19 protein-coding genes and 2 pseudogenes are annotated in these 14799 nt (G+C 40.3%); 10 read left to right on the top strand and 11 right to left on the bottom strand.

Annotation, left to right across the window (positions count from 1 at the left end):
- Positions 1-17: 17 nt before the first annotated feature.
- Together MTN96_RS16895 and MTN96_RS16890 are read right to left on the bottom strand one after the other, a co-directional pair.
- On the bottom strand, positions 18-305 hold the full coding sequence (locus tag MTN96_RS16895) for a helix-turn-helix domain-containing protein (protein ID WP_138627308.1): 288 nt from the start codon (positions 303-305) through the stop codon (positions 18-20).
- A 433-nt stretch (positions 306-738) separates the two neighbouring features.
- Complete coding sequence (locus MTN96_RS16890) at positions 739-1050, bottom strand: hypothetical protein (protein ID WP_036983562.1); 312 nt, start codon at positions 1048-1050, stop codon at positions 739-741.
- A 109-nt stretch (positions 1051-1159) separates the two neighbouring features.
- Between MTN96_RS16890 and nhaR the strand changes: the two genes are divergently transcribed.
- Entirely contained in the window at positions 1160-2053 is an 894-nt protein-coding gene (gene nhaR / locus MTN96_RS16885) for a transcriptional activator NhaR (protein WP_138627309.1), read from the top strand.
- A gap of 187 nt (positions 2054-2240) precedes the next feature.
- Here nhaR and MTN96_RS16880 read toward each other — a convergent pair whose 3' ends face one another.
- The gene (locus MTN96_RS16880) at positions 2241-3050 is read right to left on the bottom strand and encodes a sulfite exporter TauE/SafE family protein (RefSeq protein ID WP_248532281.1); all 810 of its coding nucleotides are present in this window, start codon (positions 3048-3050) and stop codon (positions 2241-2243) included.
- Between the two features lie 463 nt (positions 3051-3513).
- Here MTN96_RS16880 and MTN96_RS16875 point away from each other — a divergent pair, with 463 nt between their 5' ends.
- Together MTN96_RS16875 and MTN96_RS16870 are read left to right on the top strand one after the other, a co-directional pair.
- Positions 3514-4488, top strand: coding sequence for a DUF1852 domain-containing protein (locus tag MTN96_RS16875; RefSeq protein WP_248532280.1), 975 nt, complete (start codon positions 3514-3516; stop codon positions 4486-4488).
- A gap of 31 nt (positions 4489-4519) precedes the next feature.
- The gene (locus tag MTN96_RS16870) at positions 4520-5560 is read left to right on the top strand and encodes a methionine synthase (RefSeq protein WP_248532279.1); all 1041 of its coding nucleotides are present in this window, start codon (positions 4520-4522) and stop codon (positions 5558-5560) included.
- Positions 5561-5760: 200 nt separating this feature from the next.
- Here MTN96_RS16870 and MTN96_RS16865 read toward each other — a convergent pair.
- Positions 5761-5895, bottom strand: a pseudogene (locus MTN96_RS16865) (IS982 family transposase); the annotation flags it as partial.
- Entirely contained in the window at positions 5831-5980 is a 150-nt protein-coding gene (locus tag MTN96_RS16860) for a hypothetical protein (protein ID WP_248532278.1), read from the bottom strand. The pseudogene MTN96_RS16865 and the gene MTN96_RS16860, both read right to left, overlap by 65 nt.
- Positions 5981-6109: 129 nt before the next feature.
- Between MTN96_RS16860 and MTN96_RS16855 the strand changes: the two genes are divergently transcribed.
- The 3 genes from MTN96_RS16855 (at position 6110) to MTN96_RS16845 (ending at position 7505) form a co-directional block, all read left to right on the top strand.
- Positions 6110-6460 carry a hypothetical protein gene (locus MTN96_RS16855; RefSeq protein WP_248532277.1) on the top strand — a complete coding sequence of 117 codons (351 nt, stop codon included), beginning with the start codon at positions 6110-6112 and terminating at the stop codon, positions 6458-6460.
- The gene (locus MTN96_RS16850) at positions 6444-6893 is read left to right on the top strand and encodes a heparan-alpha-glucosaminide N-acetyltransferase domain-containing protein (RefSeq protein WP_248532275.1); all 450 of its coding nucleotides are present in this window, start codon (positions 6444-6446) and stop codon (positions 6891-6893) included. The genes MTN96_RS16855 and MTN96_RS16850 overlap by 17 nt, the downstream gene beginning before the upstream one ends.
- Positions 6894-7010: 117 nt before the next feature.
- The gene (locus MTN96_RS16845) at positions 7011-7505 is read left to right on the top strand and encodes a hypothetical protein (RefSeq protein ID WP_248532274.1); all 495 of its coding nucleotides are present in this window, start codon (positions 7011-7013) and stop codon (positions 7503-7505) included.
- Positions 7506-7542: 37 nt separating this feature from the next.
- Here the strand turns inward: MTN96_RS16845 and MTN96_RS16840 are convergent, their stop codons facing one another.
- The gene (locus MTN96_RS16840; RefSeq protein ID WP_248532273.1) at positions 7543-8409 is read right to left on the bottom strand and encodes a LysR family transcriptional regulator; all 867 of its coding nucleotides are present in this window, start codon (positions 8407-8409) and stop codon (positions 7543-7545) included.
- A gap of 104 nt (positions 8410-8513) precedes the next feature.
- On the opposite strand from MTN96_RS16840, the gene MTN96_RS16835 reads away from it, so the two are divergent.
- The 3 genes and pseudogenes from MTN96_RS16835 to MTN96_RS16825 all read left to right on the top strand — a co-directional run.
- Positions 8514-9014, top strand: coding sequence for a lactoylglutathione lyase family protein (locus MTN96_RS16835; RefSeq protein WP_248474907.1), 501 nt, complete (start codon positions 8514-8516; stop codon positions 9012-9014).
- Between the two features lie 158 nt (positions 9015-9172).
- Positions 9173-9325, top strand: coding sequence for a hypothetical protein (locus tag MTN96_RS16830; protein ID WP_374275438.1), 153 nt, complete (start codon positions 9173-9175; stop codon positions 9323-9325).
- 204 nt (positions 9326-9529) lie between these two features.
- Positions 9530-9817 (top strand): annotated as a pseudogene (locus MTN96_RS16825) (GNAT family N-acetyltransferase); the annotation flags it as partial.
- Between the two features lie 38 nt (positions 9818-9855).
- Here the strand turns inward: MTN96_RS16825 and MTN96_RS16820 are convergent.
- The gene (locus MTN96_RS16820; protein ID WP_214551874.1) at positions 9856-10275 is read right to left on the bottom strand and encodes a hypothetical protein; all 420 of its coding nucleotides are present in this window, start codon (positions 10273-10275) and stop codon (positions 9856-9858) included.
- A gap of 105 nt (positions 10276-10380) precedes the next feature.
- Here MTN96_RS16820 and MTN96_RS16815 point away from each other — a divergent pair, with 105 nt between their 5' ends.
- Complete coding sequence (locus MTN96_RS16815; protein ID WP_248532272.1) at positions 10381-11361, top strand: ChaN family lipoprotein; 981 nt, start codon at positions 10381-10383, stop codon at positions 11359-11361.
- A gap of 66 nt (positions 11362-11427) precedes the next feature.
- Here the strand turns inward: MTN96_RS16815 and MTN96_RS16810 are convergent, their stop codons facing one another.
- From MTN96_RS16810 to MTN96_RS16795, 4 genes are read right to left on the bottom strand one after another with little or no spacing between them, the layout of a single operon-like run.
- Positions 11428-12147 carry a HugZ family protein gene (locus MTN96_RS16810; RefSeq protein WP_248532271.1) on the bottom strand — a complete coding sequence of 240 codons (720 nt, stop codon included), beginning with the start codon at positions 12145-12147 and terminating at the stop codon, positions 11428-11430.
- Positions 12144-12932, bottom strand: coding sequence for a heme ABC transporter ATP-binding protein (locus MTN96_RS16805; RefSeq protein WP_248532270.1), 789 nt, complete (start codon positions 12930-12932; stop codon positions 12144-12146). Before MTN96_RS16805 ends, MTN96_RS16810 begins: the two co-directional genes overlap by 4 nt.
- Positions 12929-13981 (bottom strand): iron ABC transporter permease, encoded by a 1053-nt coding sequence (locus MTN96_RS16800; RefSeq protein WP_024602445.1) that lies wholly within the window; start codon positions 13979-13981, stop codon positions 12929-12931. Before MTN96_RS16800 ends, MTN96_RS16805 begins: the two co-directional genes overlap by 4 nt.
- A complete protein-coding gene (locus MTN96_RS16795) occupies positions 13978-14787 on the bottom strand; it encodes a hemin ABC transporter substrate-binding protein (protein WP_069439032.1) in 810 nt (269 codons plus the stop codon). The genes MTN96_RS16800 and MTN96_RS16795 overlap by 4 nt, the downstream gene beginning before the upstream one ends.
- Positions 14788-14799: the final 12 nt, after the last annotated feature.

Here is a 14799-nt window from a genome sequence, read left to right as displayed (position 1 = left end):
ATTGGCGCTGTATTAGTTTATTCATGGCCAGCCACCATGTTCTGGATTTGCGTTATTAATTTACTTTTAGCCTTTTCATCGTGTTGAGGTATAACCACATCTATTTTTACCTCTAAACCTAAAGCTTCCATTAAATCAAACGCGCGGCCAATTGATAACGAACCTGTGCCATTTTCAAAATCACTTACTGTATTAATACTAATACCGGAGAAATCTCCCGCAGTTTTTTGGTCAAGCTTTTGGCTTTTTCTCACAATGCTTGCCAATTTACCTAATTGTTTTGCTGACTTTATCGTGACTTCCATTACCAATCCAAAATTCACAGTGTTTTGTGAATAATAGTTAAAAAAGTACAAAAAAGCTAATAATTCACAATATTTTGTGAATTACAGCGAAAGTTAACTCACTAAAGGATAAATTCACAGTATTTTGTGAATTAGTAAATTAATAGGCATGAACCTAATAAATTCACAATAAACTATGAATTTAGGTAATTGAAAATTTCACTCTCTTTTTAATCAAAATGGTGTGAGGGGTTTACAGCTGAGGTCAAAGGTTAAAGGAACAAGGTCAAAGAATTTTAGTCATGGTAAGTTGGGTAGAGTACAACAAAACCCAACAAGGAAATACTGCTCAATAGGTAATAAGTGAATCGTTTAATGTTAAACACAGCTTGGTACGAGAATAGAAATAAAAAGAGTAGCATCCATGCTACTGCAAGTGCGATATTAATAAAAACTATGAGCTTGGTTGCGAAGGTTGATACTTATTAACGAGAATTTGCTGCAAACTTTTTAGTGCCCGCTTTATCGCTTGCAGCATACTTCTTCCTTTTGTATTTACATTAATACTGGGTAGTCCAGGCAAAAGAATATTAATTTTGCATTGCTGCAAAGTGCCGTGGCGCTCACTCGAAAGATCATTTATTTGAATCTCAACTTTACGAATATTTAAAGCATGTTTTGCCAATTGGCTTTTTATCAACTTCAAAAGCGACATCTTTTCACTTGCGTTAATTATCTTGTTTTTAACTGTAAGTTTTAGCTTCATGCAATTACACCTTTTAATAGTAACTATGTTGCAGGCATGACTGTAATCTACTAACTTAGTGGCAAAGGAAAAAGCTGATTATTTCTTACTTTAAAACAGGTATTTTCGAATGATTACCAACATTAACTACAATCACTTATATTATTTTTGGCAGGTAAGTAAGCATGGAAGTATTGCAGCGGCGAGTAAAATACTTAATTTAACGCCGCAAACGGTCAGCTCACAAATTACTAACTTAGAGCAACGATTAGGAAAACCACTGTTTGTTCGCCAAGGGCGAGGCCTACAGTTAACGGAATTTGGCCATGTAACTCAGCAATACACCAATGATATGTTTGCTATTGCTCACGAATGGCTAGAAACCACGCAAGGTGATACCACGCAATACTCACGAACGTTAAAGGTGGGTATTTCAGACGTGTTGCCTAAATCACTGGTGTCGAAGTGGCTAGCGCCTTTAATTAATAACGACCGTATTACCAACTTGCACTGTATTGACGGCCAACAAGATGAGCTGCTTGCACAAATGGCGATTCATAAGCTCGACTTAGTGTTAGCCGATAAACCACTCGATACCACCTTGCCATTTAAGGCGTTTTGTCATGAAATAGGTAAAAGCCAAATCGCTCTTTTTGGTAACGAAACATGGCATTCGCAGTTACATAAGCAGTTTCCGCAGTCTTTAAATAACAAGCCCTTAGTGCTCCCCGCAAAAGAAAGCCCTGTCGCGCGGGCTATTTATTATTGGCTGCAAGAGCAAGACATTGAAATGACAATAGCTGGCCATGTTGACGACAGCGCATTAATGAAGTCACTCGGTGAGCAAGGGTTTGGGATATTCCCTGCGCCTATTTTGGTAAGAGCCGAAGTAGAGCGCCATTACGGCGTAAATTACATTGGTACAATTGATAATGTTTATCAGCATTATTATGCCTTTACGCCCGACAGGCTCATTAAAGACAGTATTTATGACGAATTTATAAAGCACGCGCAAATGACGTAGATTTTAGTTAATCGCCTTAAGATGTTAAAGGTTAAAGGTTAAAGGTTAAAGGTTAAAGGTTAAAGGTTAAAGGATTCGGACTCTAACGCTCAACACCTACGCGAGATGAACCCGCTGCTACTAGTCGCTAATATTCTAGGTAGCAGCGGCTTTATGCCGCGTGTTTTTAAGGCTCATATAAATGCTCTTATCGAGTAAACATATTGATTGCCATTATTATTAATAAGCCGGCAAATATTTTTTTAATTGTTGAAACCGGTAAGTAATGCGTGGCTTTAGCACCGAGTGGCGCAGTAAACCATGAGGTGCATACAATACCCAATAAAGCGGGCAAATACACAAGGCCTGCAAATCCTTGTTTTAGGCTAAATAACTGGCTGCCTGAGCTGATATAACCCATTGAACCAAACAGCGCTATCACAATGCCTGAGGCCGAGGCGCAGCCAATGGCTTTTTTCATATCAACAGAAAAAAACGTTAGTAGCGGCACTAATACTGCCCCGCCGCCAATGCCAATCATGGCAGACAAGCCACCGGTTATGGTCGTATAAACACTCAGTAGCCCTTTGTTTGGTAACGGGCGCGCTATTGCGGAATCACTCTTACCTGAAAAAATCATTTTAAGTGCAATTAGCACTACGCTTACAGCAAACACCAAACGCACTACATGCTCAGGTAACAGCGCAGCCATAAAGCCACTAATAAGCGCGCCAAAGGCAACGCCTGCCATAACCCAAGGTGCAATATCCCAGGGCACATTGCCATTTTTATGATGCGCAATAGCCGACGAGGTCGAAGTAAATAAAATAGAGGCCAGCGAGGTCGCAATGGCAACCACCACCACTTGTTCAGGTGGCAAAGCATTAAAGTGCAGTAATATCATGCTGAGTATGGGTACAATAACCAGCCCGCCCCCTATTCCTAATAAGCCTGCTAAAAAACCAACACCACTGCCAAGTATGGCGCAGTAAATAATTAACACTATTAAATCACTCATTCCTTTTGTCTCTTCTTATGTTAGGGGTTGTTATGCTCTGTGGCGGTGAGTTGCGTGTAAAAAACGTTTAATAAAACAGCTAAGCTCACCAAGGTTTAGTCGAGTATATCAACAACCGTTTATGCAAATCCCACTTTAAGTGCCTATAAGCATTGAATAATACTCACGTTTTGTATGAATAAATCACAATATCCGTAAAAACATCTAGAAATCTAGACTTCTAAAGTGGGTTTTGTCGCAGGGGGGGCGTCTACTAGCCTAATTTATTCATGCAACTTAGTAAGAGAGTGAATCTGGCTCATGTTTTACCTGAAATAATACCGTTTTTCTTCATGCTACATACCGCGTATAAATTTATTAACTCTGCACAGCACCATTACAGTTATCCCGTTAGTTTGGTTTTAACAGCAAGTAATGTGTCATTGATAAAAGCAGTAATAACTCAGATTGAAAGGATACGGCTATGAGCACTGATCTTACATTTACGATTAAAAGCACTAATTTGGATGAAAACTATCATCCATCAAATAACACACGTATTACGACCAATTTCGCTAATTTAGCAAGGGGTGAAAGCCGCCAACAAAACCTGCGTAATACCCTAAAAATGATCAACAATCGTTTTAATGCACTGGCCAGTTGGGATAACCCAGAAGGGGATCGTTACGCGGTTGAGCTCAAGATCATTTCGGTTGATTTAAACATTGCAGGCAGTGGCCAAGCATTTCCGTCAATTGAGGTATTAAAAACCAATATTATTGACCACCAAACTAACGAGCGAATAGAAGGCATAGTGGGTAATAACTTTTCATCCTATGTGCGCGACTACGATTTTAGTGTGTTATTGCTTGAGCATAACAAAAGCAAACCGCAATTTAGTATTCCCGATAACTTTGGTGACTTACACGGCAAGTTGTTTAAATGCTTTGTAAACTCAGATACCTATAAACAGCATTTTAAAAAGCCACCAGTTATTTGCTTAAGCGTGTCTGATAACAAAACCTATCAGCAAACCGAAAATCTACACCCCATTTTAGGCGTAGAGTATCAGCCTAATGAGTCGTCGTTAACAGAGCAATATTTTAAAAAAATGGGCTTACAAGTGCGCTACTTTATGCCACCAAACAGCGCTGCACCGTTAGCCTTTTACTTTTTTGGTGACCTCCTTAACGACTACAGCAACCTTGAGCTAATTAGCACTATTAGCACCATGGAAACGTTTCAAAAAATTTATCGTCCAGAAATTTATAACGCTAATGCCGCTGCAGGCAGCCGTTATAAACCTAATTTAAAAAATGACGATCATTCATTAACGCAAATTGTGTATGACCGCGCAGAGCGAGGTCAATTAGCGGTTGAGCAAGGCAAATTTACCGAGCAGCATTTTATTAAGCCTTATCAATCAGTGCTGCAGCAGTTCTCAGCAAGTATCGCTTAATCACACAACAAAATTAAAGGCAGCATTTATTATGAAAAAACTATTACCCACATCATCAGCTGGCAGCTTGCCAAAACCGTCATGGCTTGCTGAGCCCGAAACCTTATGGTCGCCATGGAAATTAAAAGGTAGCGAGCTGGTTGATGGCAAACACGACGCCCTGTGTATTTCCCTGCACGAGCAACAAACCGCAGGCGTAGATATAGTCAGCGATGGCGAACAAACTCGCCAACACTTTGTAACCACCTTTATTGAGCACTTAAATGGCGTTGATTTTGAAAACCGTAAAACAGTTAAAATTCGCGACCGTTACGACGCCAGCGTACCCACAGTGATTGGCCCTGTGTCTCGCACTAAATCGGTATTTGTTGAAGACGCTAAGTTTTTACGCCAGCAAACCAGCCAACCAATTAAATGGGCACTGCCTGGGCCCATGACTATGATCGACACCCTGTATGACGATCACTATAAAAGCCGTGAAAAACTGGCATGGGAATTTGCTAAAATACTTAACCAAGAAGCCAAAGAGCTAGAAGCCGCAGGGGTTGATATAATTCAATTTGATGAACCCGCTTTTAACGTGTTTTTTGACGAAGTAAACGACTGGGGCATAGCCTGCCTAGAGCGAGCCATAGAAGGGTTAAAATGCGAAACCGCCGTGCATATTTGCTACGGCTACGGCATTAAAGCCAACACCGATTGGAAGAAAACCCTTGGCACCGAGTGGCGACAATACGAAGAAGTATTCCCTAAGCTGCAAAAATCGAATATTGATATTATTTCGCTCGAATGTCAAAACTCACATGTACCCATAGAGCTACTCGAACTGGTGCGCGGTAAAAAAATAATGGTGGGCGCAATCGATGTAGCCACCAATACTATAGAAACACCCGAAGAGGTGGCCAAAACCCTACGCGAAGCGCTTAAATACGTTGATGCCGACAAACTCTACCCCTGTACCAACTGCGGCATGGCACCCCTACCCCGCGATATAGCAAACGGTAAGCTAAACGCTCTTAGCAAAGGCGCAGAGCTAGTACGTAACGAACTGTTAGCAGCGAATGTCGCTTAATTCTTAGTTAAAGCAGCTGTAAAAAAGCCACGCCTTAACACATGTTGAGGTGTGGCTTTTTTAATCAAAATGTAAGGGGGGGTTACAGTTAAAGTGCAAGGTCAAAGTCAAAGGTGAAAGGGAAAAGGTTTAAGTTCGTTGAATATTGGTTGGGTGAGTGCAGCAAACCTAGCGTAATTAACCTCAGAACTGCATAAGAATTAAAGCCGAGTCACTTTTATACTCGGCTTTTTAGTCTGAAAAGTATAGGCAATTAATCCAGCCATTAAATTAACCATAAATGAGATGCCGCTGCGGTGCCTTGTGTGGTCTATTTGAGCCATATTTTTCAGCTGACTCTATTAGGTGTTTAAGCCATTGAGGTTCAAACAATAAACAAAAATCATCGACATCTAGGTAAATTGCATCTAAGTTATTCATGCCCTTGCCTCGGTAACCTTGTGTTTCTTAGTCGAAAGATCTGATCACCGCAAGGGCATTTAGTTCCATTTCTTATGTGCAGCTCAGGTTATTTACGCTTCTTGTCGTGGGTTTAACCTGAATAACGACGTGTTAGTAAGTAAAACTGAGCAAACCAAAGCGTTTACTCATTTTATAAGCCAAGTTGGTGAATGGATAAATACCGACTACGCGCTGGATAAAAAAGAACAAGCACGGTTATTACTCGATTCATTAAGTAGCGCCATTGATCGAGCTCATAGTTTAGCCCTTGCTACTACTTTACATATCAACAATTGCCATCGTCAGCTGCACACCGTTATTTGTGAACACTTTAATCTTGATGCGCCATTTACTGAAAAAAACCAGCGTTTAGCCTGTTGCCGCTATTATTTAGCCTGTTATAGCAAATGCCAAACCTGCCCTAAAAAGGACATTAATACCAATGAACCAACGTCTTAAAACGATTGATCTTGTGCGTGGTGCGAGCGTTTTCATTATGATTATTGTGCATACCTTATGGATGTATGCCTCCACAACGCTTCAAAGTGAAAGCGCATTTGGTACGGTTGTACATATACTTGGCAAAGGCACCGCCTCGTTTTTGGTGGCTATGGGGCTATTTATGGCGCTTTCGCGCAGGCAAACACCCTTGCTATTAATTAAGCGTGGCATACAGCTTTTACTGCTTGCTTATTTTATGAATGCGGTCAAGTCCTGGCTGCCTATTGAAGTATTTAATACCATGCCTGAGGCGTTTATAAATGCGTATGGCTGGCAAAGTCCGCTCAGTGCTGGGCAGTTACAATTATTTTACAACTGGCTGGAGTTAGCTTATTGCTGTTTGGTGTGCTTAATATTGACCGTTGGAAAACAACATGGATTGCGGGTTTAGCCATTGCAATTGCAGTTTTGAGCCAGTTTGTAAGGCGGCTGCAATTTACGCTTTCACCTTATTTTAGCGATTTGTTTTTTTGCTAATAACTATCAGGTGCATTTTCCGGTATTTCTTTTGATAAGTGCGATATTAACGGGGTATGTACTTTGTCGTTTATACAGTAGTAACCACCAATGTGCCGATTACTTATATAAAGTATGTGCACAACTTGGTGCTGCTTTACTAGTTATTGGCGGCATATGGTTAGCCATTGATTTTAAAGGTCAGTTTGGCAAATTTTTCAATTTAAATGGCGGCGGTATTAGCTATTTAATTGGCTTAAATTTATGTGCCCTAGCGGCTATACAGTATATTTTTGCTGATAAATATAATGGCCCTATTACACGTGCTCTTTTATATGCCAGTAAACATGTTACCGCTTTGTATGTTATTCAGTGGGTCCTTATTTGCTGGTTTATGGGTGTGTTTGGTTATCATACGCAGTCGCTTGTGCCAACCTTGTGTCTAATGGCGCTTATGAGTTTACTCACTTTTGCAATACACAAAATGTATTTGCAAACTAAGTTAACCCTACTTGGTTTTAAGCAAAAATCTAAACGTGCAGCATAAACTGTAAAGGGGCTTTACGGACGCTGATTTGGGTGCCCTAGCTTGCTTTTATTGCGTCAATAACGCTATGCATACGCTTTGCTAACGGCCTATTTCGGTGATGGCACACATAAATATTTTCGCTAATTGGTTTGGTTAAATGATGCGTTTTAATAAGCGCAGGTTTATTAAAAGCACTTACTGCGTGTGCGGGTAAAACCGTAAAACCGAGCCCTAAACTTACCGGCTCTAGTATTAAACTTATTTGGTTAGAAAACCCCGTGCGCTTAATTTGATCAACATGTTCAAACTCACTGTAGTTTTCGCTAAGTAAAAGCTGCGCGTGGTGTTTTGCATCGGGGTGGCTAATAAAACCCAGTTCATTTAATGCGCTCCATGTTGGATTTTTTATTGCGGCCGGTGTTACCAATAGTAAAGGTTCTTGGCCTATTTTATGGCTAGTAACTTCGCTAAGGGTAGGCGCTTGAGTTAAAAAGCCAATATCGGCGCTGTGGTTTGCCACAGCTTGCTCTACACTGGTATTTGGAGCAAAGCGGTAATCTATAATTAGCTCCTTGTGCTCTACTTGCAATGCTAATAGTTGATTGTAAAACTGCAGCCCGCAACTGCCTGGCGATTGTATTTTAACTAAACCGCTGCAAGGTGAATCATCTTTTAATTGCTGCTCTAAAAACTGCCATTCTTTGAGTAACTGACTACCCTGCTGATATAAATTTTGACCCTGAACGGTAAGGGTAAATTGTTTACCGTGGCGCTCAAGCAAGGCGCAATTTACTTGCTGCTCTAACTTTTTTATATGTTGGCTTACGCCTGACTGGGTCATATAAAGGCGCTCGGCGGTTTGGGTAAAATGGTTTACCTCAACTAAAGTACAAAACGTGTTTAACCATGTAGGATTTATCATTACAAAACATACTCAAAATGATGATTAATGATAATTTTACTTAATGTTGGTCGGTTCGTAAACTAATTCCATCAACTAAACATAGTTAAGTAGGAGTATTTATTATGAGTCATACATATCCACGTAGTTTTTCGCACATTGGTATTTCAGTACCGGATGTTGAAAAAGCCGTAGAGTTTTACACTAAGGTGATGGGCTGGTACACCATAATGGAGCCTACCGTGATCACTGAAGACAACAGCCCAATTGGCGAAATGTGTACCGATGTATTTGGTCCAAATTGGGAAAAATTTAAAATAGCGCACCTTTCAACAGGCGACCGTGTTGGGGTAGAAATTTTTGAATTTAAAGACCAAGAAAACCCTAAAGACAACTTTGAATACTGGAAAACCGGTATCTTTCATTTCTGTGTACAAGACCCAGATGTTGAAGGCTTAGCGGATCGTATTGTTGCTGCAGGTGGTAAAAAGCGTATGCCAGAGCCACGTTACTACTACCCTGGCGAAAAGCCGTACCGCATGATCTACATGGAAGACCCATTTGGTAACATCCTTGAGATTTACAGCCACAGCTACGAGCTTATATACAGCGCAGGCGCTTACTAAAAGCACATAGCTTAAAGTATTTAGTAAAAACAAAGGCCGCAGTATTTATTACTGCGGCTTTTTGTGCCTAAAAAGAATACATTGCCTAGGTGAATTAGTGCTGATAACGTGATAAAACAAAACTACTTATAACTCCATGTTTTAAATTAAGGACAATAATGAACATTTCATTGGAAGATGTCACCTCTGCTAATTACGAAGAGGTATGCGATTTAGACGTTACCAAAGCGCAACAAGATTACGTAGCGAGTAATATGTGGTCGTTAGTTGAGTCTCATTATAATGTTGGGTATACCTGTAAAGCGAATTAACCTGAACTCTGGATAATAAATCTATCTCAAGCAGCTATTTTCAGCGCTAACTTCGTTGAATTTAATTGCAATAGGCTAGCTATTGACGCGTAATTTCGCCTTATTTTCACTGAAAATCTCTGGCTAGAGAGAATAAGCATAAATATCAATTTTGACTCAATACGTTAGTAAATCCCTTAACCAGAGTTCAGATTATTTAGCAAAAATAATAAGCCTGTAGGCTTTTTTATGTGGGTGTAAGAAACCCCTACAAAGGTTTCTATTTGGCGTTTTATGGTAGATAAACATCATCAAAATAAAGGTATTGGCCGCCAAGCACTATTCATGGCAATTGCAGAGATTAAAACGACTTCTAAGCTTGAACAAATCGAGATTTGTTATAACCCGCAAAACCCTGTTGCTAAGGATTTTTATTCTAGTTTTGGGTTTGAAGAAGTTGGCCTAGATGAAGACGAAGAAGATATGTTAGCCATTATTAATATAAAAAGTTAACCCAATTTTGTTTAGCGCGTTGCTTATTGCCATAAAAATTAGTGCTTAGTAAGGTGTGGAGGATGTTGCAGTGCTAATTTTTTTAGCTGTGTAATACATGAAAGCGCTAAATCATGATATTCATCGTCACTATACAATATCTCGTTTAGCAGATTAATAGATTGTATGAGTGCATTGTGCGCAGCACTTTGTTCGCCTAAAAAGTGAAGTGTGGAATAAAGGCGCTCTGTAAGTGAGGTAATTTGTACTACTTGCTGTTTGTTTGCACAATTATACATTTGAGCTAACAAGGACGCACTTTCAAGTGCACACCCCAAGTACGGCAATGCTTGTGCAAATTGGTATCGTTTAAACAGCGCTTCGCCACTTAGCTGCGCGTTTTGAATATCTATAATTGCTTGTTCTGGTTGACATAAAACATGTTGTTTGTGTCGAGCACATAAAAAAGGTAAGGCCATGGTACGTTCCATATTTGTATATTTTTTAAGACTGTAAAACAGAAACTCCAAAACATCAAATGATAATTGTTTTTATTTGCATTTGTGGGTTTGAAGCAGTTTGTTGTGTATACTAACTTCATTGTTTTGATTCTTATTTTTATAAAAACCGATATGAAAAACCCATTTTTAGCACTTGTTTTATTCAGTGGATTATCAGGCTGCAGTATAAACACAGTATCAGTATCTCAAAGTTCATCCTTGTATAATTACGGGCTTTATAACGCAAATGGCCAGCGAGTTAATTCAATATTGTCAGAGTCCACGCTTTTGAATGCCGATGTTGTTTTAGTTGGTGAGTGGCATACACACCCCGGTGTGCACTTATTTCAAGCTGAGCTATTTCAGCAATTAAGCACGCAAAATAAGCCTATTGCCTTATCGCTTGAGCAATTTAGCCGCGCTGATCAGCAAACACTAAACCTTTATCTTGAGAGTAAAATAGGTGAACAATACCTAATTGATAATACTAAGGCTTGGGCTAATTATAAGAGTGATTATCGTGCGTTAGTGGAATTGGCGAAGATGCAAAATAGCGATGTAATAGCTGCAAATGCGCCTAAGCATATTGTTACCTGTATTGGTCGCCAAGGTATTAATTATATTAATAAGCTCGACGCACAACAGCGTAGTTTTATTGCAAAAGAGATAGATATTTCTCCAAGCCTTTATAAAGAACGCTTTATGCAATCCATGCATCATGGAACGGCGAGTAAAAACGAAAAACTATACGCCGCGCAAGTTACTTGGGACGAAACCATGGCTGAGTCTATCGTTAACTATATTAGTCAAAATAAGGGCACGCAGGTTATACATTTAGCCGGTGACTTTCATGTGAGAAATGGTGAAGGCATAGCGCGGGTAATTAAGCGAATTGCCCCAGAGCTTAATATTGTATGGATATCGCCAGTATCAAAAGTACAATCTGAGCAAAGTGGTTATCAATTAGAAGTCAACGCTTTGCCTGCTCGCTATGTGCAAAAAGCACATCAACAAGCTGCATTTAAAGCGTTAGCTAAACGAGGCGAGCAAACAGCCTGCTTATAAAATAACGACATAGTTAGTGAATTTCTTAAACAGGGCTCAGGTTAACTATGTCGTCATGTATTTAGTTTATTTACTTCGAGCTTGGTTGGTTAGCTCAACCAGCGCTTTACGTATCTCTAATGGGCTATCGCACTCGTTCGCAAAATTAATAAAGTAATTACGCTTGTGGCTTTGTATATAAAAGCCTGTGGGTAGTAGGCCGCTCATTATTGGGGTGTTATCGGCTACGTTATAGTGCTGCATTAATATCAGCGACATAGCATCTTGATGATCTTCATTCATATGAGTGATCATGCTTTGCTGCTGGCTTTCATCCCACTTTTTAGGCTGAGCTTGCCACTCGTTTTGCTCAAGCCAAAATATTTTTCCAAAACCGCCAATATAACGCACCCGCACTACATCTAATTGCCAAAGCTGAAAATCATGCGCATTGCGATAGCTTGCAGCCTCAGGGTACAAAGCTATATATTTATCAAGTAGCACTTCGCTTTGCTCTTTTGCCACAATAGAGCCATCACCTACGAGTGTTACTCGCCCATGTTCGTTTTGATCGCCATAATCGGCGGCATCAAAAATAGTCAGACTCATGCGTGAGTCCTGTTTTAAATTTTTGGTGTGCTGAGCTATGTCACTAATAAAAAAGTAGATGCGGCCTTGTTCGTCACACATATAAGGTGTAACAGAGCCAAACGGATAGCCGCGTAAATTATTTGAAATGGTCGACATTACGCCGGCATGGGTTTTAAAAACGAGCGTGCGTGCGTCGTTTAATGCTTGTTCTCTCATGAAAACTCCTGACGTTGAGAAAAAACCATGGGCGCATCGTTATAAGGATGAGGGTTAACGTGCAATTTCATGGCGTACATTTGTTGTAAGTTTTGTGCTGTTAAAACGGTATTTATAGACCCGCTTTGCAGCACTTTTTGGTTGTGTAATAAGATAGCGTTGGTTGCATAAAGGCTTGCTAAATTAAGATCGTGTATAGCAATAATGGCGCTGTTTCCTTGCTTTACAAAGGTTCTAACACAGCTAAGTAAGGTATGTTGATGACGCATATCTAGCGCTGATGTTGGCTCATCGAGTAACATTAATTTAGGCTCAGTTTGCGCAGTAAAAGCATCTAACTGGGCTAATGTGCGCGCCATATGAACACGCTGTTGTTCGCCGCCCGAAAGCGCACTCATTCGACGTGTTAGGTAATGGGTTAAATCCATAAGTGAGGCATATTTTTGAACTTTATTGGCTTGTGTTTTAAGAGACTCTGTATAGGGATAGCGACCCATAGCAATGAGTTCAAATACACTAAAATCAAAGCCAACATGGTTACTTTGCATCATTACAGCGCGCTTGCTAGCTAATTGCTCTTTAGAAAATGAATGCAAAGGCTTGGTATTAAATAGTATATCTCCCTCAAAGGGATGCATGCCTGCCAAAGTATGCAGTAAGGTTGATTTACCTGCACCATTTTCGCCTATCAGAGCGACAAGTTGTCCTGCTTGGATATTGCCGCTAATATCCTCTAAAACACGATGCGTGTTAAAGCCTATATTGAGGTTGTTAAACGTGATCATGACCAATCTCGCTTATTTTTAATGATCAAATATATAAACAGAGGAGCCCCAAGTAACGCCGTTATAATGCCTATCGGCAGCTCCGCAGGCATAACAACCAAGCGTGCTAACCAATCTGAAAGTAGCAACACTATGACACCTAAAAGCATACAAAGTGGCAGCATATTCCGTAAGTGTGGGCCAACCATGAGGCGTGCGATGTGAGGGACAACTAAACCAACAAAGCCAATTAAACCTGTTAGCGCAACCACCGCACCTACGCCCAATGCAACTAATATAATGACGTATAATTTAAGCTTGCTGGTATCCACTCCTAAGTATTGGGCTTGTGATTCACCGATAAGAAGTAGATTCATTGGCTCTTTTAATCGCCATAGCCCGATAAGACTCAGTAATAGCAAAGGACTCGCCTGTTTTATATTATCCCAGCTTGCACCGCCTAATGAGCCCATGGTCCAATAGTTAATTAATCGCAGTGCGCTGTCATCGGCATAAAAACTTAATAATCCAATAACAGCGAATGCCAATGCATTAATGGCGACACCGACTAATATAAGTGTATTTATATTAATTTGTTTTTGTTGTTTTGAGACTAAATATACCAGCGATGTTACTGATAGTGCGCCCAAAAATGAGGCATAAGGTAAGTAGTGTTGGGCGTTAAAATTAAATTGTGCACTAAGAGCAATAAAAGCAACCGCGACCATTGCAGCGCCTGCGCTTATACCAATAATAGAAGGATCAGCAAGCGGGTTACGACACAGCGCTTGAGTTGCAGCTCCTGTTTGTGCAAGTACTAAACCCACCATCACTGCAAGGACAAAACGAGGCAGGCGTATTTGTGTAACCACATTGATTTGTAGCGCATCAAATTGACTAAAATGTTCAGGAGCTAGCCATGCAATCGCTAAACGCCAATCCCACCCTGCCGCTCCATAGCCTATGCTAAGTAATGCTAAAGCAAAAATGCAGCCATAACTTAATAGCATCCACTTATGCGGATTACTCAGTGTTATGGCGTTAAAACGATTCAAAGTTAACGTGCTCATAAGCGTGTTTTATACTCATGCAATGCTTGAATCGCAGTTGCAATACGCGGCGATATGCCCAGTGAAAGTAAGCTGTCCATGACCAGTAATTGACACTCTTGCGCTGCTTTTAATAAGCGAAGTGTAGGCTGTTTACAAAAGGCTTGTTTACCACCAAGGCTTTGCACAACATGCGCTGGCGCTACTAAAAAATCGGGCTGATTTACAGCCAGTACTTCACTGTTAATTGCTTTAAAGCCTGTATGCGTAGCAGCTATATTGGTAATGCCCGCATAGTTAAACAGTAAGTTGGGCACCGTTTCTTGTCCTGCTGCGACGAGCCCACGCTCATTAGCTGAAAGTAAAAACAAAGCGTTGTGAGTCTGTGTTTTTACTTTATTAGGTAACGATTTTTTTATTTTAGTAATTAGGTTTTGAGCTTTTAGGTTTGCATCTAAATCACTACCAAGGTGCTTAATTAGTTCAAGTAGTTCATTTACAGAAGTCGGCTTTTTATAGTGAATAACCTTCACTCCGGTCGCTTCTATTTGCTTGAGCGCCTGCTCTCTTCCTGCACCTTCAAGTGCAAGTAACGCAGTTGGATGCATTGAAAGCACTCCCTCAGCGGCTAGGTCTCGATAGTAACCTACCTGTGGCAATTGTGTTGCTTGTTGCGGATACATACTCGATTGGTCAACCGCTACTAAACTATTTTGTTTTTCTAGTGCGTAGATTATTTCAGTTAATGTGCCGCCAGCACTGATCACACGCTCTTTAGCGAGTGCTGATTGAGTGGCTAAAGCCAGAAAAAAAATGAGGTACTTCATAACAAACTCCGA

The sequence above is a fragment of the Pseudoalteromonas sp. 2CM28B genome (assembly GCF_023161935.1).
The sequence above is the reverse complement of the archived record's forward strand: the minus strand, read 5'-3'. Positions and strand labels throughout refer to the sequence as shown.